Annotated in this window: 18 protein-coding genes and 2 pseudogenes; 10 read left to right on the forward strand and 10 right to left on the reverse strand. The window is 66.4% G+C overall.

Features of this window, described 5'->3' with window-relative positions:
• Positions 1–21: 21 nt before the first annotated feature.
• Positions 22–1,257: pseudogene (locus BN4332_RS35090) on the reverse strand (amidase).
• 141 nt (positions 1,258–1,398) lie between these two features.
• On the opposite strand from BN4332_RS35090, the gene BN4332_RS18820 reads away from it, so the two are divergent.
• Together BN4332_RS18820 and BN4332_RS18825 are read left to right on the forward strand one after the other, a co-directional pair.
• Complete coding sequence (locus BN4332_RS18820; protein WP_066900507.1) at positions 1,399–2,289, forward strand: crotonase/enoyl-CoA hydratase family protein; 891 nt, start codon at positions 1,399–1,401, stop codon at positions 2,287–2,289.
• 42 nt (positions 2,290–2,331) lie between these two features.
• Positions 2,332–2,580, forward strand: a complete 249-nt coding sequence (locus BN4332_RS18825) for a hypothetical protein (protein ID WP_066900509.1) — start codon at positions 2,332–2,334, stop codon at positions 2,578–2,580.
• A gap of 53 nt (positions 2,581–2,633) precedes the next feature.
• On the opposite strand, the gene BN4332_RS18830 is transcribed toward BN4332_RS18825, so the two are convergent.
• Positions 2,634–3,608 (reverse strand): AraC family transcriptional regulator, encoded by a 975-nt coding sequence (locus BN4332_RS18830; protein ID WP_235654140.1) that lies wholly within the window; start codon positions 3,606–3,608, stop codon positions 2,634–2,636.
• Positions 3,609–3,766: 158 nt separating this feature from the next.
• On the opposite strand from BN4332_RS18830, the gene BN4332_RS18835 reads away from it, so the two are divergent.
• The 3 genes from BN4332_RS18835 to BN4332_RS18845 all read left to right on the forward strand — a co-directional run bounded on the left by BN4332_RS18835 (position 3,767) and on the right by BN4332_RS18845 (position 6,947).
• Positions 3,767–5,023: an amino acid deaminase/aldolase gene (locus BN4332_RS18835; protein ID WP_096866943.1), complete on the forward strand. Its 1,257-nt coding sequence runs from the start codon at positions 3,767–3,769 to the stop codon at positions 5,021–5,023.
• Positions 5,020–6,327 (forward strand): FAD-linked oxidoreductase, L-gulonolactone oxidase family, encoded by a 1,308-nt coding sequence (locus BN4332_RS18840; protein ID WP_066900512.1) that lies wholly within the window; start codon positions 5,020–5,022, stop codon positions 6,325–6,327. The genes BN4332_RS18835 and BN4332_RS18840 overlap by 4 nt, the downstream gene beginning before the upstream one ends.
• 86 nt (positions 6,328–6,413) lie before the next feature.
• Positions 6,414–6,947 carry a TetR/AcrR family transcriptional regulator gene (locus tag BN4332_RS18845; protein WP_066900514.1) on the forward strand — a complete coding sequence of 178 codons (534 nt, stop codon included), beginning with the start codon at positions 6,414–6,416 and terminating at the stop codon, positions 6,945–6,947.
• Positions 6,948–6,952: 5 nt separating this feature from the next.
• Here the strand turns inward: BN4332_RS18845 and BN4332_RS18850 are convergent, their stop codons facing one another.
• On the reverse strand, positions 6,953–8,245 hold the full coding sequence (locus BN4332_RS18850; protein ID WP_066900516.1) for a serine hydrolase: 1,293 nt from the start codon (positions 8,243–8,245) through the stop codon (positions 6,953–6,955).
• A gap of 164 nt (positions 8,246–8,409) precedes the next feature.
• On the opposite strand from BN4332_RS18850, the pseudogene BN4332_RS35540 reads away from it, so the two are divergent.
• From BN4332_RS35540 to BN4332_RS18865, 3 genes and pseudogenes are all read left to right on the forward strand, one after another.
• A pseudogene (locus BN4332_RS35540) lies at positions 8,410–8,542 on the forward strand (XRE family transcriptional regulator); the annotation flags it as partial.
• Between the two features lie 102 nt (positions 8,543–8,644).
• Entirely contained in the window at positions 8,645–10,561 is a 1,917-nt protein-coding gene (locus BN4332_RS18860; protein WP_066900518.1) for a flavin-containing monooxygenase, read from the forward strand.
• A gap of 1 nt (position 10,562) precedes the next feature.
• Entirely contained in the window at positions 10,563–11,588 is a 1,026-nt protein-coding gene (locus tag BN4332_RS18865) for an alcohol dehydrogenase catalytic domain-containing protein (protein WP_066900520.1), read from the forward strand.
• Positions 11,589–11,630: 42 nt separating this feature from the next.
• On the opposite strand, the gene BN4332_RS18870 is transcribed toward BN4332_RS18865, so the two are convergent.
• Positions 11,631–12,092 carry a MarR family winged helix-turn-helix transcriptional regulator gene (locus BN4332_RS18870; protein WP_066900522.1) on the reverse strand — a complete coding sequence of 154 codons (462 nt, stop codon included), beginning with the start codon at positions 12,090–12,092 and terminating at the stop codon, positions 11,631–11,633.
• 113 nt (positions 12,093–12,205) lie between these two features.
• On the opposite strand from BN4332_RS18870, the gene BN4332_RS18875 reads away from it, so the two are divergent.
• A complete protein-coding gene (locus BN4332_RS18875) occupies positions 12,206–12,628 on the forward strand; it encodes an organic hydroperoxide resistance protein (RefSeq protein WP_066900524.1) in 423 nt (140 codons plus the stop codon).
• Positions 12,629–12,641: 13 nt separating this feature from the next.
• Here BN4332_RS18875 and BN4332_RS18880 read toward each other — a convergent pair whose 3' ends face one another.
• The 4 genes from BN4332_RS18880 to BN4332_RS18895 are packed head-to-tail and all read right to left on the reverse strand — an operon-like array spanning position 12,642 to position 17,634.
• Positions 12,642–13,985, reverse strand: a complete 1,344-nt coding sequence (locus BN4332_RS18880; protein ID WP_066900526.1) for an APC family permease — start codon at positions 13,983–13,985, stop codon at positions 12,642–12,644.
• A gap of 11 nt (positions 13,986–13,996) precedes the next feature.
• The gene (locus BN4332_RS18885) at positions 13,997–15,616 is read right to left on the reverse strand and encodes an amidohydrolase (protein ID WP_084459327.1); all 1,620 of its coding nucleotides are present in this window, start codon (positions 15,614–15,616) and stop codon (positions 13,997–13,999) included.
• Positions 15,613–16,620, reverse strand: coding sequence for an agmatine deiminase family protein (locus BN4332_RS18890; RefSeq protein ID WP_200820423.1), 1,008 nt, complete (start codon positions 16,618–16,620; stop codon positions 15,613–15,615). Before BN4332_RS18890 ends, BN4332_RS18885 begins: the two co-directional genes overlap by 4 nt.
• A gap of 24 nt (positions 16,621–16,644) precedes the next feature.
• Positions 16,645–17,634: a nitrilase-related carbon-nitrogen hydrolase gene (locus BN4332_RS18895; protein ID WP_066900530.1), complete on the reverse strand. Its 990-nt coding sequence runs from the start codon at positions 17,632–17,634 to the stop codon at positions 16,645–16,647.
• Between the two features lie 90 nt (positions 17,635–17,724).
• Here BN4332_RS18895 and BN4332_RS18900 point away from each other — a divergent pair, with 90 nt between their 5' ends.
• Positions 17,725–18,327: a TetR/AcrR family transcriptional regulator C-terminal domain-containing protein gene (locus tag BN4332_RS18900; protein ID WP_066900532.1), complete on the forward strand. Its 603-nt coding sequence runs from the start codon at positions 17,725–17,727 to the stop codon at positions 18,325–18,327.
• A gap of 5 nt (positions 18,328–18,332) precedes the next feature.
• On the opposite strand, the gene BN4332_RS18905 is transcribed toward BN4332_RS18900, so the two are convergent.
• Positions 18,333–18,650: a heme-binding protein gene (locus BN4332_RS18905; RefSeq protein WP_066900534.1), complete on the reverse strand. Its 318-nt coding sequence runs from the start codon at positions 18,648–18,650 to the stop codon at positions 18,333–18,335.
• A 33-nt stretch (positions 18,651–18,683) separates the two neighbouring features.
• Positions 18,684–18,965, reverse strand: a complete 282-nt coding sequence (locus BN4332_RS18910; protein ID WP_066900536.1) for a hypothetical protein — start codon at positions 18,963–18,965, stop codon at positions 18,684–18,686.
• Positions 18,966–18,992 lie beyond the last annotated feature (27 nt).

Genomic DNA, 18,992 nt, shown 5'->3' on the forward strand with positions numbered 1-18,992 from the left:
CTTCAGAGCACCACCTCTCCGCTAAACCGCCAGCGCATCCCCCACCGGGGCGAAGCGATCGGCCCAGGGCATCGCCTGCTCGAGCTGGGCGGCCAGCTTGAGCAGCAGCGACTCGCCGGCCAGTGGTGCCACGAATTGCACCCCGAGCGGCAGACCGTCGGCCGTCCAGTGCAGTGGCAGCGAGATCGCCGGGCGGCCGGTGATGTTTCGCCAGCTGCGTGTAGGGCACCCAGCCCAGGTTCTTGTCCACCATGTCATCGACGATCTTGGTGTAGCGCAACATGCTCGCGGTCCGGGTCTTGATCAGAACGTCCGCGGCGCGCTGCAGCGCGACCGGCAGATCGAACTCGCCGACCCGCGGAGGCGGGGTGGCCAGGGTGGGCGTCAACAGCAGGTCGTACGACTCGAAGTACGTGCTCAGCCGCCGGGTGTGCTCGTGGCGGCGCTGCACCGCGTCCAGGTAGTCGACACTGCTCGTGGCGCGACCGATAGCCGCCATGATGAGCGTGTCCCGTTCGAACGCGTCGTCACCCGCGCCGGTCAGCCGCTTGGCCTCGGCGAGCTCCCATGCGCTGTAGACGAACCAGGTCAACAGGAAGTCGCGGGCAAGCGCGGCGTCGTCGAAGGGCGCTCGGGGCAGTTCCTCGACATGGTGGCCGAGTTCGGTCAGCGCGGCAGCCGTTGCCTCGACGGCGGCGAACGCCTCCCGGTGGGGTGTCGGGTTGATCGCCGTCGGCACCCGCAGCCCGATCCGCAGCTTTCCGGGGTCCGCTCCCACACAGGACGCGAACGACTCGGNGCGGCCGCCGATCCTCCCGAGCTCCCGCCCGGCGACCTGGCCAGATCCCAGGGGTTGCGCGCCGGCCCCCACGCGTCGGGCTCGGTGATCCCCTTCGCCCCAAACTCCGGTGTGTTGGTTTTCCCGAAAATGACCAGGCCGGCGTCGAGCCACCGCTGGACGACCGTGGCGTGCTCGGGGGCGATCAGCGACATCTGCGCACGTGAACCGGCCGAGGTCGGCAAACCCGCATAGTCCTGCGCAAGGTCCTTGATCAGGAATGGCACCCCGGCGAACGGACCGGTCAGGTCCTCCGACGGCGAAGCGGGGACGTCGCGGATGATCGCGTTGATCTTCGGGTTCACCGCCGCCGCGCGCTCCCGGGCGGTGGCGAGCAGCTCAGCCGCCGAAACCTGCTTGTCGGCAACCAGTTTCGCCAGGGATGTGGCGTCGTGCGTCCGGTACTCGTCGAAGTCCATCCCACGAACCTAGACCGCGTCGACTTTGCGCGGTGATCTACCGCCACCACGGAGCACTGTGACCTGCGGTGAGAGGGGGTCGATGACGGGGCGTGGCCCTCGTTGGGCAAGCTGAACACCAACTGACCCGAGGAGGACACCGTGGACTTCACCACGATCCGGCACCAGCTCGACGACGGGATCCTCACCGTCGTCCTCGATCGCCCGGACAATCTCAATGCCTTCACCGTCGAAATGGCCGACGAGTTGGAGCAGACCTTCGTCGCGGTCAACGACGACGACGCGGTACGGGCGGTCATCGTGACCGGCGAGGGCCGGGCGTTCTGCGCCGGCATGGACCTGTCGAGCCAAGGCAATGTGTTCGGCCTCGACGAGTCGAAATCGCCGAGCCTGGCCGACATGGCCGACCTCGACGATCCCGAGCTGCGCCGGGTCCGGGACACCGGCGGCCGGGTGACACTGGCGATCTACGCCTGCCGCAAACCCGTGATCGCCGCCATCAACGGCGCCGCGGTCGGGATCGGCGCGACGATGACGCTGGCCATGGACGCCCGGCTGATGTCGACGAAGGCCCGCTTCGGGTTGGTCTTCGGGAAGCTCGGCATCACTCCGGAAGCGTGTTCGACCTGGTTCCTGCCCCGGATCGTCGGTTTGCCAACGGCTTTGGATCTGGTGTACCGGTCGGACATTCTCACCGCCGACGCCGCGCGCGAGATCGGACTGGCACAGGCCGTGTACGAACCGGACGCCCTCATCACCGAGGCACGTGCGCTGGCCGACGCGTGGACCCGCGACCGCTCCCCGGTGTCGGTCGCGCTCATGCGGCAGATGCTCTACCGAAACGCCGCCGAGCCGCATCCGGTCGACGCGCACCGGGTGGACTCACTGGCGATGTTCTACACGAGCATCGGCGACGGGCACGACGGTGTGCGGGCGTTCCTCGAAAAGCGGCCACCGCAGTTCTCCGGCCACGCCTCCGAGATGCCCCCGTTCTACGAGGAGTGGATCGCAGGCGGCGCTCCACCACAGTGACGCGGACGTTTGGCGCGCCCGCAAAGCGGCTACCGACAACGCATGTCTCAACCGAACCCCGACAGCCGCATCGACGACGTAGCCCCGGGTGACCTCATCGGCCTGGGCACCGGCGAACCGGCCTGCAAGGTCGTGCACAAGGAGGCGGCGGAGTCCGGCTTCCTGGTGACCTTCGAGGGCAACGACGGTGCGACTTTTCAGCGCGAGTTCGCCGCCGGCACCCCGGTCACGCGGTCATTGGAGTCCAAGTGGGAATCCCCCCAGAGCCCGACCCGACATTCCAAGCCGTGAGCGGAGGCGCGCTGAACGTCACTGGTCGTCACCGGATTCGACGAAACGGCAACCTATTCGAAGCGCTCCGCGGATCGTTCGTGTGACGGCGGGTGGCCCGTCCACCTGATATAGGCCCGGCGAAATTCTCGGGCGTCTTCAAAGCCGACTTCGGCCGCGATCTGATGGATCGGCATGCCGGTCTCGCGGATGAGTCGCTTCGCGTGTTCGCTGCGGAGCCTGTCGCGGAGCGCGCTGAATCGCTCACCGCTCGAACCGAGTCGGCGGCGCAACGTCCGCTCGGTCATGTTCAGGCGCGTGGCCACCTCCGACATGGTCGGCGGCTGCCGCAGGCTGTCGCGCAGCATCGTCTCCACCACGAACACGAGATCGTCACGTGCCTCGGTTCGCTCGAGCATGTCCCGGCACGCGGCCACCGCTACCGCGTGCGTGGACGGGTCATGCCGTGGCAGGGGAAGGCTCAACAGTCGTTGCGGGAATGCCAGCCGGTTCCCATCCGCATTGAACAAGACCGGACAGCCGAAGAACTCGCGGTACAAGTGCGCGTATCGCGGGGCTGGATAGCTGAACTGGGCATATTCCGGAGCCGGACGAGAGTCTTCCAACACCGACCGCATCATCACGAGGACACTGCAGAACAGCTCTTCACACAGGAACGGCAGGATCGTGGGCTCCGGGTGACGCTCATGTGCACGCAGAGTCCAGATTTCGTCGAGGAACTGGACATCGACATCCATCAGGCTTCCCGTGGTCCGCTGCAGTTCCAAGCCGATATCCATTGCCGCAGAGAGGTTTTCCGCGGACCGGATGGCTAGCCCGAGCACCCCGAACGAAAGATACATGTCACGCGAGCCCACTTCGATGCCCAGGCCGCGATCCGGCATCGCCTCGACGGCACGCCGCAGGAAGTCCGCGGCCTGCCGAAAAGACACCCGGGCATCGGGCGAACGCAGGTGAACCTCGCCCAGGCCGGCCGCCGCGAGCCAACGCTGCACCGGCAGACTCCGGCGCTCGGCGACCTCGACCACGTTGACGAGCACCGAGGTGGGTATCGAGGCCGTGCTACCGAGGCTCGTCGGCACCGAACGATTCACGCAACCCCCTCACCGCATTGTCCGGTTTGCCCCCCATTGTGGTCACGATAACCCTCGCTCGCACATGTCTCTGTCGGGTTAGCTCCCCAACCATGTCGATCGATCTCTCCGCATCGCCTGAGCGCCCCGGCCCGTGGGAGGCACCGGACGAATACTGGCCGCTACTGGCCGAAGCCACCGTCGATCTGGATCCGCCATTGGCAGTACTGGATCTGGACGCCTTGGCGTACAACGCGCACGACTTGCGCCGGCGCGCCGGAGCGACCCCGATCCGGGTGGCGTCGAAGTCGGTGCGATCACGCGCCGTCCTGGCCGCCGTGCTCGCGTTGGACGGCTACGCCGGGGTACTCGCCTACACATTGCCCGAGGCATTGTGGCTGGCCGCAGGCGATGACTTGTATCCGCCCATCGGTGATGTCGTGGTGGCGTATCCGAGCGTCGATCGGGCAGCCATCGCCCGTCTCGCGCGGTCGCCGGAGCTTGCCGCCCGCGTCACGCTCATGGTGGATTCCGTTGACCAACTCGATCTCGTGGACCGGGTGGCGGCGGCGTCATCGCGGGAGACGTTGCGTGTGTGCCTCGACCTCGATGCGTCATGGAAGGCGCCTGGCCTCGGGCATCTCGGGGTGCGGCGGTCGCCGGTACATTCCGCGGAACAGGCCAGGGCACTCGCCGAAACCGTTGCCTCGCGTCAGGGGTTCACGCTCGTCGGCCTGATGGCGTATGAGGCTCAGATCGCCGGCGTCGGTGACGCCGTACGGGGGCGCAGGGTCCGATCCGGGATCGTCCGATTGATCCAGCGGCAATCCAAGGAAGAGTTGCTCGAACGTCGTGGCAGCGCAGTGGCCGCGGTGCGTGAGGTCGCGGACCTGGAGTTCGTCAACGGTGGCGGCACCGGCTCGCTTGAGTTCACATCTTCCGACCCGTCGGTGACCGAAGTAGCCGCGGGCAGCGGACTTTTCGGTTCGCATCTGTTCGACTCCTACCGTGCCTTCAGTCCCGCGCCCGCGGCGGCGTTCGCACTCCCCGTCGTCCGCAAGGCTGCACCTCAGATAGCAACGCTGCTCGGTGGAGGCTGGATCGCCTCGGGGCCACCCGGAAATGACCGTGTCCCCCTGCCGGTTTGGCCCCAGGGCTTGCGCCTGTTGCCCGCGGAGATGGCCGGCGAGGTCCAGACGCCGGTGGCCGGCCGGCCCGCGGCAGCGCTGCGCGTCGGTGATCGAGTGTGGTTCCGCCACAGCAAGGCCGGTGAGCTCAGCGAGCACGTCGACGGGTTCAACGTGATTCATCGCGGGCACGCGGTGGACGAGATCCCGACCTATCGCGGCGAGGGGAAGGTCTTCCTGTGACACGGCACGGGTGGTCCAACTGGGGCCGGACTCAGTCGGCCCGACCGGCGCAGGTGATTCAGCCCAGCACCGCCGAGAACGTCTCGAAGGCCGTCACGAGGGCGACCGCCACCGGTCACCGCGTGAAGGCCGTCGGGTCCGGCCACAGCTTCTCGGCGATCGCAGTCGCCCCGGAGATCCAGATCGACCTGCACCAGCTCAGCGGAATCCTGCACGTCGACACCCACCGCAGGCGGGTGAGAGTTGGTGGCGGAACACGGCTGTGGCAACTCTCGCGGCTGTTGGCGCCGTACGGGCTGGCCCTGGAGAACATGGGCGACATCGACCGGCAGACCATCTCGGGCGCCATCTCGACCGGAACGCATGGAACCGGCGCCACCTTCGGCGGTCTGGCCACCCAGGTGGTCGGCCTCACCCTGGTGGCGGGCGACGGACAGGTGGTGCACATCGACGAGCTTCGCAACGCCGAGTTACTGCCCGCGGCCCGCGTCGGCCTCGGCGCGCTCGGCGTCATCGTCGAGGTGACCCTGCAGTGCGTCCCCAGTTTCGCGATTCGTGCCGTGGAGAAGGTCGAACCATTGCACGACGTCCTCGACTCATTCGACCAACGTATGACCCAGGCCGACCATTTCGAGTTCTTCTGGCTTCCGCACACCGATGTCGCCCTGACCAAGACCAACACCCGACTGCCCGCCCAGAGTTCTGCCAACCGCGCGGGGCAGCTGCGGCATCGGATCGAACAGGAACTGCTCGAGAACGGTGTCCTCGGTGCGGTCTGCGCGCTCGGCAGCGCGGCGCCGGCCACGGTTCCTGTCCTGAACAGGGCCGTCATCAGATGCGCCGGTGAACGCGAACACATCCAGCAGTCCGATCGTGTCTTCACCTCACCGCGGCGGGTGCGGTTCCGGGAGATGGAATACGCGATCCCCTACGAGTCGGCAGTCGACGCCTTCGAGGAAGTCAGGCGGTTGATCGCCGAACGAGGTTGGCGCATCGGCTTTCCGATCGAAGTACGCGCATCCGCCGCCGATGAGAACTGGTTGTCGATGGCCTACGGTCGGCGCAGCGCCTACATCGCCGTGCACCGATACGTTCGTGACGATCCGGCCGAATACTTCTGCGCCGTCGAACAAATCATGCGCCGCTACGACGGAAGGCCCCACTGGGGCAAGATGCACAACCGAACCGCGCTCGACCTCAAGGGCAGCTATCCGCGGTTCGACGACTTCCTGACCGCCCGCGATCAGCTCGATCCCCAGCGGGTATTCGCCAACGACTACCTGCGATCAGTTCTCGGAGCCTAGGACCGCACAACTAATGTACGTTAGTACATTAGTTGTGAACACCGGGAGGAAACGTGCCTTCGGCCAAGAAGACACCAGCTCGGCGTGTGTCGCCGGCCCCAGAGAAGCGCCGTCGCCAGATTGTCCAAGCCGCAGCGGAATTGATCGTCGAGACCGGCTCGATCGAACTCACCCACCGCAAGATCGCGGCTAAGGCACAGGTTCCGTTGGGTTCGACAACTCAGTATTTTGCGACCCTGGACGACATCCGCTCGGCCGCCATGCAGTACCTCGCCGACAAGGTCGACGACGATATCGCCGAGTTCCAGAAGGCTCTCGACAGCCACGGCCCGTCGGCGGCCGCCTTCGCCGACAAGTACCTTCCACAACTGCACGATCGCCAGACCGCCCGTGCCGAGACCGCGTTGATCTGCGCCGCGGTTACCAACAACGACCTGCGGGTACACGCGCTGCGCTGGTACGAGGGCCTCGTGGCGGCCCTCGAACCACACATCGGCCGCGAAAACGCCACGGCTGTCGGAATTTTCGCCGACGGGGTGACTGTGCACGCGGCACTCAACGACGCCCCGATCGATCGCGACCTGCTGATCAACTCATTGAACGCACTCATGCACCGTTGAAGCGGTCAACGCCGCGTGGCAGCGTCCATGAGCTGCTGCAGCATTGTGCCGCGCGGGTCACCCTCCAGCGCCAGTTCGGTATTGCAAACCACCGCCGCGCCTACTCCGCGCTGCAGATCCAGCATCACATACGACGCCGTGCCGAACTCGCTGCCGGCGTGCTGCCAGACTCCCTCGGCGTCGCCGTCCACCCGATGCCATGCGAAACCCTGGGAGATCATCGGCAGCGGCGCGTCGGATGCGGCCAGGATTTCGGGCGAGACCTGATCGGACAACGCGGCAACCGCCCAGCGCTTCTCCAGCACCTCCGTGCCGTCAATCGTGCCCTGCCCAAGCCACATTCTCGCCCAGCGAGCCAGATCGAACGCGTTCGACCGCAGGCCGCCGTCGGCAAGCAGACAACTCGTGTACGGCGCGTACTCGACGTGACCGGTGAAATCGTCGGGGATGTCATGCGGGATGAGATTGCGGTAATCCGGCCACATCCCCCTCTTGACACCGTTGTCAAACCAGGCGTGCGGGTGTGCCCGGTCCGACTCGGCCAGGTGATCCCGGTTGAAGTCCGAACGGTTCATGCCCGCCGGGCGAAGAATCGAATCTCGGCAGTAGTCCGCGAAGTACTGACCCGTGACGGCTTGGACAATGTGTCCGGCCAGGTCGTATGCGATGTCGGAGTACAGATGCGCCTGCCCCGGAACAGCTTTCGTGAAGTTGTCGCCGGAGTACGTCCAACCCCGTGGTGTCGGCGTCAGGAAGTCGTGCAGCCACCGCCCCATCTCGGCAGGGTCTGCCACCGGCCCCACCCGGTACGAATACCCGTAGGGACCCGGTTCAATTGGGCTGTCGATCGGCGTCAGATGCGTGATGAGGTGCCGAACCGTGATCGGAGCATCGGGATGATGCGGGCTACGTACGCTCGCGGGCCCATACATACGGCTATGCGCGAGAACGTCGTTGACGTCGGCATCCAAATCGAGTCGGCCCGCTGCAATCAACTGAAGCACCGCGGTGGCAGTCACCGTCTTGGTCACCGACCCGATATTCAACGTGCTGGCCGGCGTCATCACCAACCCGTCGCGCGCCAGCCCCCACGCATCGGCGAAGACGGTGCCTTCGCGCGTGACGGCCGCGACGCTGCATCCCCGCACCTTCTGCGCATCTGTCAAGCCACGGAAGTCGTTTCGCATCGCCTCGGGGAGCGGTGGCACGTCATCCACTGGACCGGACGCCCCGGCGTCATCGTTCGATGAGCATGCAGCAACACCCACCATCGCAGCGGCGGCCGCCGCACCCAGCATGACCTGTCGTCGAGTCGGTTCACCCACGTCGATCCGTTCCCTTCTGAACATCGGCCGCTACACAGCAGTCATCAAGCCGTTCCGGCGGGCAGGCACCCGGCCAGACGTGAATGTACATTTGTACATTCATGTCGGCAAACCAATAGATTCACTACAGCGTGATCCTGGGCCCGGGCGAGGCCGCGGAGTTCGACAGCCGCACGCCGCACTGGTTCGGCAGCGTGGGCGGTCAGGTCGAGATTCTCAGTCTTCGGGCCACATGGCCAGCGCCTGCACGTGCGCGCGAAAACGACCTAGCTGCGATCTCCGTGGAGGCTGGCCCGTCGCTATCGGCGAGCTGCCCGCAGGCCTCCACCACCCTCTTGTCACATAACGCTACGGCGCGTAGCGTAACGCCGCGTGACCCGGAGCTTTCACGTCGGCCAGCCGTTCACCACGTCCGACGTCGACATCGCGGCGGCATTAGAGCAGGTCAGTATCCCGACGCTGCTGCTTTCGCTCGTGCACATCACCGGCGACCCGCGCTTCATCCGCGAGTTCAAACAGGCCGGGTTGTTCCTCAACGAGGTCCAGGGCTTCATGAGCGAGGAGGACAAGGCGCGGGCCCGCGAGGTGGCGCTGCCGGTGATCGCCGACTACCGCGACCGCGGTTGCCCGGTCCCCGATCCGCTACCCGCCGAGGTGGTCCGGGAGATGATGGACTGGGCGGCTTGCGAGCCGGTGGATGACGACAACGTGCCGCTGATGCTCGAAGAACTCGATCTCGAAGGCGTCGACCCGCGCCGGCCCGCCACCCTGGAGAACACCGACGGTTTCCGCGTCGTCGTCATCGGCTGCGGCGAGTCCGGGGTACTGGCCGGGGTGCGCCTCAAGCAGGCCGATATCGATTTCACCATCGTCGAGAAGAACGCCGGGCCGGGCGGAACCTGGTGGGAGAACAGCTATCCCGGCGCCCGAGTGGACGTGGCCAACCACTTCTACTGTTACAGCTTCGAACCCAGCAACCACTGGGATCACTTCTTCGCCGAACAGCCCGAGCTGCGCCAGTACTTCCGCGACGTGGTGGACCGCCACCATCTGGAACCGCACATCCGGTGGAACACCGAGGTGCTCTCGGCCGCGTGGGACGGCGACATGTGGAACGTCACCGTGCGCTCGGCGACCGGCACGGAGACCCTCAAGGCCAACGCGGTGATCACCGCCGTCGGCCAGCTGAACCGGCCCCAGATTCCCGACTTTCCCGGCGCGGAAACCTTTGCCGGACCGGCATTTCACTCCGCGGCGTGGGATCACGACGTGGATGTCACGGGCAAGCGGGTGGCACTGATCGGCGCCGGCGCCAGTGGCTTCCAGATCGCCCCGGCCATTGCCGACAAGGTCGAGCACCTCACCGTCTTCCAGCGCACCGCCCAGTGGATGTTCCCCAATCCGATGTACCACGAGCCGGTCGCCGACGGCGTGCGCTGGGCGATGGAACACCTCCCGTATTACGGCCGCTGGTACCGCTTCCTATTGCTGTGGCCCGGAGCCGACAAGGGTCTGGACGCCGCGCGGGTCGACCCGGCCTACAACGATCAGGACAACGCGGTCAGCGAGATCAACGCCATCGCCCGCATCATGTTCACCGACTGGATCACCACCCAGGTCGGCGACGACGCCGACCTTCTGGCCAAGGTGCTGCCGGACTATCCGGCCACCGGCAAGCGCACGCTGCAGGACAACGGCAGCTGGCTCGGCACCCTCAAACGCGACAACGTCGACCTGATCCGCACCCCGATCGAACGCATCACCCCGACCGGCGTCGTCACCGCCGACGGCGAGACGTACGACGCCGATATCATCGTGTACGCCACCGGGTTTCGGGCCACCGATGTGCTGTTCCCGATGACGATCACCGGGCGCGACGGCGTCGACCTGCACGAGGCCTGGGGTCAGCGGCCCTACGCCTACCGGGGCATCACGGTTCCTGGGTTCCCGAACTTCTTCATGACCTACGGCCCGGGAACACACCTGGCCCACGGCGGCAGCCTGATCCTCAATTCCGAGCTGCAGATGCGCTACATCAACCAGTGCCTGGAACATCTGATCACCACGGGCGCCAAGACCATGGAACCGCTGCCCGAGCCGACGAAAGAATGGCACCAGCGGTCGCAGGAACAGATCCGACAGACCGTGTGGGCACATCCCTCGGTCAAGCATTCGTACTTCAAGAACCCCGACGGCGAGATTCACACCGTGAGCCCGTGGCGGCTGAGCGAATACCGCTCGGCCGTCAACGAACCCGTCTGGTCCGACTTCACAGTGCAGGAGGCATGATATGCGCGCAGTCGTCGTGGACAGCGCCGGAAAGATTCACGTCGAGAACCGGCCGGACCCGGTCCTGCCCGGCCCCGACGGCGCCATCGTCCGGGTCGAGGCCGCCTCGATCTGCGGATCGGACCTGCACTTCCTGGAGGGCCACTATCCGATCGCCGATCCGGTGTCGGTCGGGCACGAGGCCGTCGGCACCATCGTCGAATTGGGCACTGAGGTCACCGGTTTCGCCGTCGGCGACCGGGTATTGGTGTCCTCGGTGGCCGGCTGCGGGCACTGCGCCGGTTGCGCCACCAGCGACCCGATCCGCTGCGTGCAGGGCCCGCAGATCTTCGGTACCGGATTCCTCGGCGGTGCGCAGGCCGAACTTCTCGCGGTACCGGCCGCCAACTTCCAGCTGTTGAAGATGCCGGAGCACATCAGCACCGAACAGGCGCTGCTGCTGACCGACAACCTGGCCACCGGCTGGGCGGCGGCCAAACGCGCCGACATCCCGATCGGTGGTTCCGTCGCGGTGATCGGCCTGGGCGCGGTCGGCATGTGCGCCCTGCGCAGCGCGATCACCCTCGGTGCGGCAAAGGTTTTCGCCGTCGACCCGGTGGAGGCTAGGCGCAACCGCGCGGCCGCATCGGGCGCGATCACCTTCGCCCCGCCCTCGGCGCAGGCCATCCGCGAGGCCACCGGCGGCCTCGGCGTGGACTCCGTCATCGACGCGGTGGGCATGGACGCCTCGATCAACGACGCCATCGACGCGGTCCGCGCCGGCGGCACGGTGTCGATCGTCGGAGTACACGACCTGCAGCCGTACCCGATGCCCGCGCTGGCCTGCCTGCTGCGCAGCCTCACCATCCGGTTGACCACGGCGCCGGTTCAGCAGACGTGGCCCGAGCTGATCCCGCTGTTGCAGGCCGGCCGGCTCGACGTCGACGGGATCTTCACCACCACACTGTCACTGGATGACGCCGCCGACGGCTACGCCAAGGCATTCTCCCGCTCGGGTGAGCACCTGAAGGTCCAGCTCAAGCCGTAGCGAGGTTTCGTTCTGCACTCAGGGCGCGGGGCACTCGCACCTTCACGCCCTGGACGCAGAGTCGACGGCCGCCTGCATGTACTCACGCAGGTTGTCCCGCAGCGCGGAGACACCGCGCTGCATGGTCGCGAGTTCTTCCATCGACAGGCCGGTGGCCGCCACCAACTCGGTTTCCAGAGCCTCCTCCCGGAGTTCGCGGCCGGCATCGGTCAGGCTGACGATCACCTGGCGTTCGTCACCTGGATCACGTCGTCGCGTCACGAATCCCAGCGTTTCGAGCTTCTTCAGGATCGGGGTCAAGGTGTTGGATTCCAGGAACAACTTCTCGCCCAGACCGCCCACCGTCTGATGGTCCTGCTCTGACAGCGCGACGATGGCGATGTACTGCGTGTAGGTAATGCCATGCCGGTCCAGGATCTGCTTGTAGGCCTTCCCATAGGCAAGGTTCGCCGAGTAGATCGCGAAGCACAGGAAGTCCGTCAGTTTGGGCGCCTTGGAGGACATGCCTAATTATATCGGACCCGATTCAATCGGACGGGATGGAATTCGGGACTCCCGGCGTTCATCTCTGACGCATCCAATTGGACGGACCCGTCCTCTCACGAAGGAGAACCGCAATGACCACCAGCGACACCGGCAACGTGCTCTACACCGCCCAGACCCACACCACCGGCGGTCGCCAGGGCGAGTCCTACAGCTCCGACGGCAACCTCGACATCCAGCTCACGCCCCCGGGAGGCCAGGGCACCGGCACCAATCCCGAACAGCTGTTCGCGGCCGGCTGGTCGGCATGTTTCCTCAGCGCCATGGGCCTGACCGCGGGCCGGCACAATGTGAAGCTGCCCGCCGAGACCGCGGTGGACGCCGAGGTCGACCTGCTCAACACCGACGGGGCGTTCTCCCTGCGGGCGCGACTGAACGTCAGCATCCCAGGTGTCGACCGGGAGACCGCCCAGGCCATCGCCGACGACGCGCACCAAGTCTGCCCGTACTCGAAGGCGACTCGCGGCAACATCGACGTCACCATCAGCGTGGCCTGACCCCCGGCCGGGGTCACTCCTTCAGGTCCAGCACCGGCGTCGGCCGTTGGAAACCGCGAGTGACCCCGGCCAACCACACGAATCCCGCCGCCAACCAAGCCAACCCGATGATCAACGTGACCCCGGACAGGCTGGTCCACAACCACACGGTGAGCAGGAAGCCGATCAACGGTAGGACCAGGTTGTTGACCACACCCGCCCCGGCACGCTCCCCGCGGTCGACGAAGTAGTGCTTGATGACGGACAGGTTGACCGCCGAGAACGCCACCAGCGCACCGAAACTGATCAGCGAAGCCAGGGTGGACAACGAGATCACCATCGCCAGCAGCGACACCGCCGAAACCGCCAGGATCGCGTACACCGGGGTGGCGAACCGTGGCGAGACGTGACCGAAGAACTGCCGCGGCAGGATGCCGTCGCGGCCCATCGCGAACAGGATTCGGGCCACCGAAGCCTGCGAGGTGATGGCGGATCCGAGCGCACCGGCGACATAGGCCGCCGTGAAGAAGGTCTGCAGGAACTGCCCGCCCGCGGCCAGCATCAGATCCAGCGATCCGGACTCGACATCGGCGAACTGATTGGACGGGAACACCAGCTGGCCGAGGTAGGACAGCACGACGAATATCACCCCAGAAACCAGCGTCGCGATCATGATCGCCTGCGGCACAGACCGTTTGGGCTCCTTGGCCTCCTCCGACAATGTTGACACCGCGTCGAAGCCCAGGAACGACAGACACAGGATCGCCGCGCCGGCCAGCACCGGGCTGAAGCCGTCGGCGCTGCCGTCACCGTGGAACGGCGCCATCAGATCGAGCGTGCCCAGGCTCAACACCTTGGAGCAGGCCAGCACCAGGAACGTCCCGATGAAGATCGCCTGCACCGCGATGATGACGAAGTTGGCCCTGGCCACCGACACGATGCCGACGACATTGAGCACCGTCACCACGGCGATGGACAGTAGGACGAACACCCAAGCCGGAATCGCCGGCAGCGCCGCATTCAGATAGATCCCGATCACCAGGTAATTGATCATCGGTAGGAACAGGTAATCCAGCAGCAGCGACCATCCGGCGAGGAACCCGACCGGAGCGCCGAACGTCTTCTGCGTGTACGTGTATGCCGAGCCCGCGACCGGATAGGCGACGGCCATCACGGCGTACGACCTGGCGGTGAACACCATGGCGGCCAGCGTCACCAGGTACGCGACCGACAGCCGGCCGCCGGTGGTCTGGGTGACGATGCCGTAGGTGGTGAACACCGTGAGCGGCACCATGTAGACCAGTCCGAACAACACCAACGACGGCAATCCGAGAGCCCGGCGCAGCCGTCCCTCCGCGACGTCAGTCACATCGGCCATGACAGTTCCTTTCACTTCGCGGCCGAATAGACCTGCGTACCTTGCAAATAAGTGGCGCGTACTTGCACCGTCGGCAAATCGGGCGGGGAGACGTACCGCGGATCGCGGTCCAACCACACCAGATCAGCACTCGCCCCGGGGGCGATGTGGCCCCATTCCTTTTCCGCGAAAGCCTGATACGCCACCGCGCCGGTGTACGACGACAGGGCCGGCTCGATCGGGAGAATCTCCTGGGGCGTCCAGCCACCCGCGGGCGCCCCCTCTGAGGTGCAGCGTGAGATGGCGACTGCGATCCCGTCCAGCGGCGCGCCCGAGGACACCGGCCAGTCCGATCCGAATGCCAATGCCGCACCGGAGTTCTCCAATGTGCGCATCCGGTACTGCCGGTCGGCCCGCTCGGCGCCGAGCCGGGGAATGGTCAGCACCGTCATGAGGGCGTCCATCTGCGCCCACAACGGCTGCATGTTCGGAATTACCCCGAGTTCGGCGAACCGGCCCAGGTCGGCGTCGTCCACCAACTGGGCATGGGCGATCACCGGGCGCCGGTCCCGCGGGCCATTGTGCCGCGCAACGTATTCGATGGCGTCCAAAGCCTGACGGACCGCGGCATCGCCGATGGCGTGGATATGGATCTGAAAACCAAGGGCGTCGACTTTCCTGGCGGCCTCGGCCAGTGCATCGCCCTCCCACAATTGCATGCCGTGCGAATGCAGCCCCGAGCAGTAGGGCTCGAGCAGCGCGCCGGTTTCGTTCTCCACCACCCCGTCGGCGAAGAACTTCACCGTCTGCGCGGTCAGCAGCGGCGAACCTGCCGCCTCGACCCGATCCCTGGCGGCGGCGTATTGCGTTACCTGCGTGTCGAAGTGGCGTGGATCGGCGTAGAACGCCAGATTGAACCGCATCCGCAGCGCGCCTTGCCCGGCAGCCGCAAGGTAGGTGTCGAGCTCGGCCGGTTCCACCCAGGCGTCTTGAACCCAGGTGACACCGCGGGCCAGGTAGTAGTCGGCAGCCGTACTCAGCGCGGCGATTCGCACCGCCTCGTCGCGGGGCGGCATCACCGCGGTGACCAGGTCGGTGGCGCCCCACTCACGCAGCGTGCCCAGGGGGGAGCCGTCCTCGCGCCGCGGGATCTCACCGAGCACCGGATCGGGTGTGTCGGCGGTGATCCCGGCGCGCTGCAGCGCAACCGAATTCACCCACATGGTGTGATAGTCCCAGGCCCGCAGCACCACCGGCCGGTCCGGAACCGCGGCGTCCAACCATCGCGCGTCGAACAATCCGCCCGGGGCCAGGCTTCCGTCGTACGAGGCACCGACGATCCACTCCTGATCGGGGTTCGCATCCGCGAATTCTTTTACCGCTGAAACAATCTGGTCGATCGATCGGCAGGGCCGCACCGCGGGGCCCGCCGATTCCAAACCACCGAACAGGGGGTGGGCGTGGCCGTCACCGAACGACGGCATCAGGAAACCGCCCTCGAGGTCGACGTTCCGGTCGGCGGTCGAAGCCAGCGCATCGGCTCCGAGTGCCCGCACCACGCCGTCGGCGACCAGCAGCGCATCGGTGGTCCCTGACGGAGCCCAGATTGTCCCGCCGTGGAACAGAGTTGCCGTCGTGTCGAGCACGGTCACGCGCTTACCTCCCGGTAGATCGGAGATGGTTGTTGTTGGGTGATGCAATGAATTCCGCCGCCACGCTCGAACAGTGGGCGGGCATCGACTGTGACTACTTCGCGTCCGGGGTACTGCTCGGCCAGGATCGCCACCGCATCCGCATCATGCGGATCGTCGAACGCACAGGCGATCACACCGCCGTTGACCACCAGGTGGTTGATGTAGCTGTAGTCGACGAAGCCGTCGGCATCGGTAAGGGTGGCCGGCGCGGGCATCTCGACGACCTCGAACCTGCCCGCCAGCGATGACCGAATCTCCTTACAGACCAGGTTGTCCGGGTGCGATTCGGCGTTCTGCGTGTGTAGGAGCACTCGCCCCGGGGCGGTGATCGCCGCGACGATGTCCACGTGGCCGCGGGTGCCGTAGCGCTCGTTGTCACGGGTCAGTCCGCGCGGCAGCCACACCACCTCGGTGGCGCCGATGGTGCGAGCCAGTTCGGCTTCGACAGAGGCCTTGGTCGCACCGGGATTTCGGCCGGGATCGAGTTGCACGGTCTCGGTGACCAGCACCGTACCCTGCCCGTCGGCCTGAATACCGCCACCCTCGTTGACAAGTGCGGACGGCACGACGGTGACGCCCGCCAACTCGCCCACGATGGTCCCGACCTTGGCGTCACGATCCCAACGGGCCCAGTCCTGCGCGCCCCAACCGTTGAATGTCCAGTCGACGGCGGCCACCGAACCATCGTCGGCGTGCACGAACGTGGGCCCGATGTCACGCATCCAGGCATCGTTCAACGGCACCTCGACGAGCTCGACATCGTGCGACACATAGCGTTTCGCGACCGCCAGCTCGGCGGGGTCGACGAGCATCGTCACCGGTTCGAACTGCGCCACGGCATGAGCCACGGCTGCCCAGGTCGACCGGGCCTCGTGGCGCGCCTGATCGGCATCGCCCAGCGAGTAGCCCTCGCACGGAAAGGCCATCCAGACACGATCTTGCGGCACGCCCTCGGCGGGCATGAGGTATGAGGTCACCGACGGTGCCTATTTCACGACGGGCGTCGCGGCATGGCCGGCGCCGTACGGGTGGGCGGGATCGACCGGAGCGGTCAACGGGCCATAGCTGTCGGGGCGGCGAGTGACCAGGAACGGGAACAGCTCCAGCCAGTCCCGGCGCTGGTCCAGGTCGAGATCGGCGACGAGCACCGCTTCCTCGTCGCGTGGCGCCTGAACCAGCACCCGGCCGTACGGGTCGGAGATGAACGATGAGCCGTAGAACGAGAGGGTGCCCTCGTCCCCGGTCCGGTTGGGCACCACCATGAACAATCCGCTGCCGATGCCGTTGGCGACGATGACCTGCTGCCACAGCGGCTGGGTGTCGAACGCGGGAAAGACCGGCTCCGATCCGATCGCTGTCGGATAGACGACCACCTCGGCGCCGGCCAGCGAATAGCTGCGGGCCACCTCGGGGAACCACTCATCCCAGCAGGTGGGCAGGCCGATCCGCGCGCCCAGCCCTTCGGGGTTGTACACCGGGTATGGGTCACCATCCGCCGAGGACGGTCCCGGACGGAAGTAGGTGTCCTCGTAATAGCCCGCCGAAATCGGGATGTGCATCTTGCGGGTGCGCCCGACCAGCTCGCCGGACGGCGACACCAGGATCGCCGTGTTGTAGCCCAGGCCGTCCGCCGCGGGGGCCTTCTCGTACAGCGACGCATGCACGAAGATCCCGTTGGCCTGTGCCGCCTCGGCTGCCAGTGCAAACGTCGGGCCACCCGTCAGATCCTCGGCCTGGTCCCCCGGGTTGGGCCCCGCCGGGGTGTCGGCCGGATAGCGCAGCAGGGTGATCTCGGGCAGGAACACGGCCGTCGCGCCGGCACCGGCGGCGCGGTCGATGCCCTCACGCAGCACCTTGGTGAGTTTGTCGACGTCAGGGCGCCAGCGGTGCTGCACCAACCCCACCCGCAGGGGCGGTCGCCCCGACTCGGTGCTGCGCGACAGCGGCTCGGCTGCGGCCGCGGTGAGCGTGATCATGTGACTCCTAAAACGAATATGATTCGTTTTATTCTGTGATGCAGGCCACCATTTGTAAAGATCAAAGTTCGAACAAGGGGGGAACAGGCCATGGGACGTCCACCGACACCGATTCTGTCGATAGACCGGATCACCAGTGCGGCAATGGATCTCGTCTGCACAACAGGCGGATTCACCATCCCCGAACTGGCCCGCAAGCTCAAGGTCAGCCCGTCATCTCTGTACAACCACGTTTCGGGGCGCGAGCAGATCATCGAGCTGCTCCGCGAACGCGCGATGTCAGAAGTCCACCTGCCAGATCTCGATACCGACCTGCCTTGGATCGACATCCTGGCCGACATCATGCGCTCCTACCGCAGCAGCTTCGCCCGCTATCCGCAGCTGATTCCCTTGCTCACGGCGCACGCCGTCAACAGCACCCAGGCGCTGACCATGTACAACGCGATCGCCGTCACCTTGGCCCGGGCCGGGTTCAGCCCCGCGGACACGCTGCGAACCATCACCCTGGTGGACAACTACGTGCTGGGGTCCGCGCTGGACCTCACCGCCCCCGACCGGCCGTGGGAGGCCGGCGCCGAAGTCGGCCCGGAACTGAGCGCCGCGTTGGACACCGGCGCGCCTCGGCCCGCGCGTGCCGATGACGCGTTCGAGTACGGACTGGCAGTGCTGCTGCGGGGGCTGGTTCAGCCGTAGGCCGGCTACCCGCCGCAGCGGTTGCGGAAATCGATCGCAGGTTGCCGGATCCCCGTCAGTTCAGCGCGGATCTGCGGCTTGTCCTCGAGGTAGACCCGCACGCTTTCGGCCATCTCGTCGTTCGTCTGTCCCTTGAGGCTGGTGAAGAACGCGTTGACGTCGGGATGGGTGAACAGATACGCCGAGGTGGACGCGCGCACCCCGGCCATCACCCCGGCCAGGTCGGCGGCGGTGCAGTTCGGCTCTTCTGCCGCGGCGACAGGCGCCCCAACAGCCAAGAGCCCCAGGCTGATTGCGCCGGTGGCGATCACACGGGAAAACATCGTGGCTCCTAAGTCGACTCGGTTGACCATGGCTCACGGACGTCCTGGCCGCCAGCCCCCGCCATCGGGTGGCCGCGGGTCCAGGTTGATCTCCAAGCCCCAGTCACCGCAGTACCAGTCGTTGGCACAGGGGTACGGGTAGTAAGGGCCTGCCTTCGGCGGCGTCGGTCCGCCACCGCGAACGGCGCCCTGCGCGCACACCGTAGAGCCCCCGGCGTCGATGCATTCTGCCGCGGCGGGCGGGGCCGCGACGATGGCCATCGGGAGCGCCAAGCCGGTGAATCCGAGCAACACCGGATACCACGTGATCCTCATGGTCACTCCTCGATCGGTTCCCCCGTT

The sequence above is a fragment of the Mycolicibacterium houstonense genome (genome assembly GCF_900078665.2).
Lineage (GTDB): Bacteria > Actinomycetota > Actinomycetes > Mycobacteriales > Mycobacteriaceae > Mycobacterium > Mycobacterium houstonense.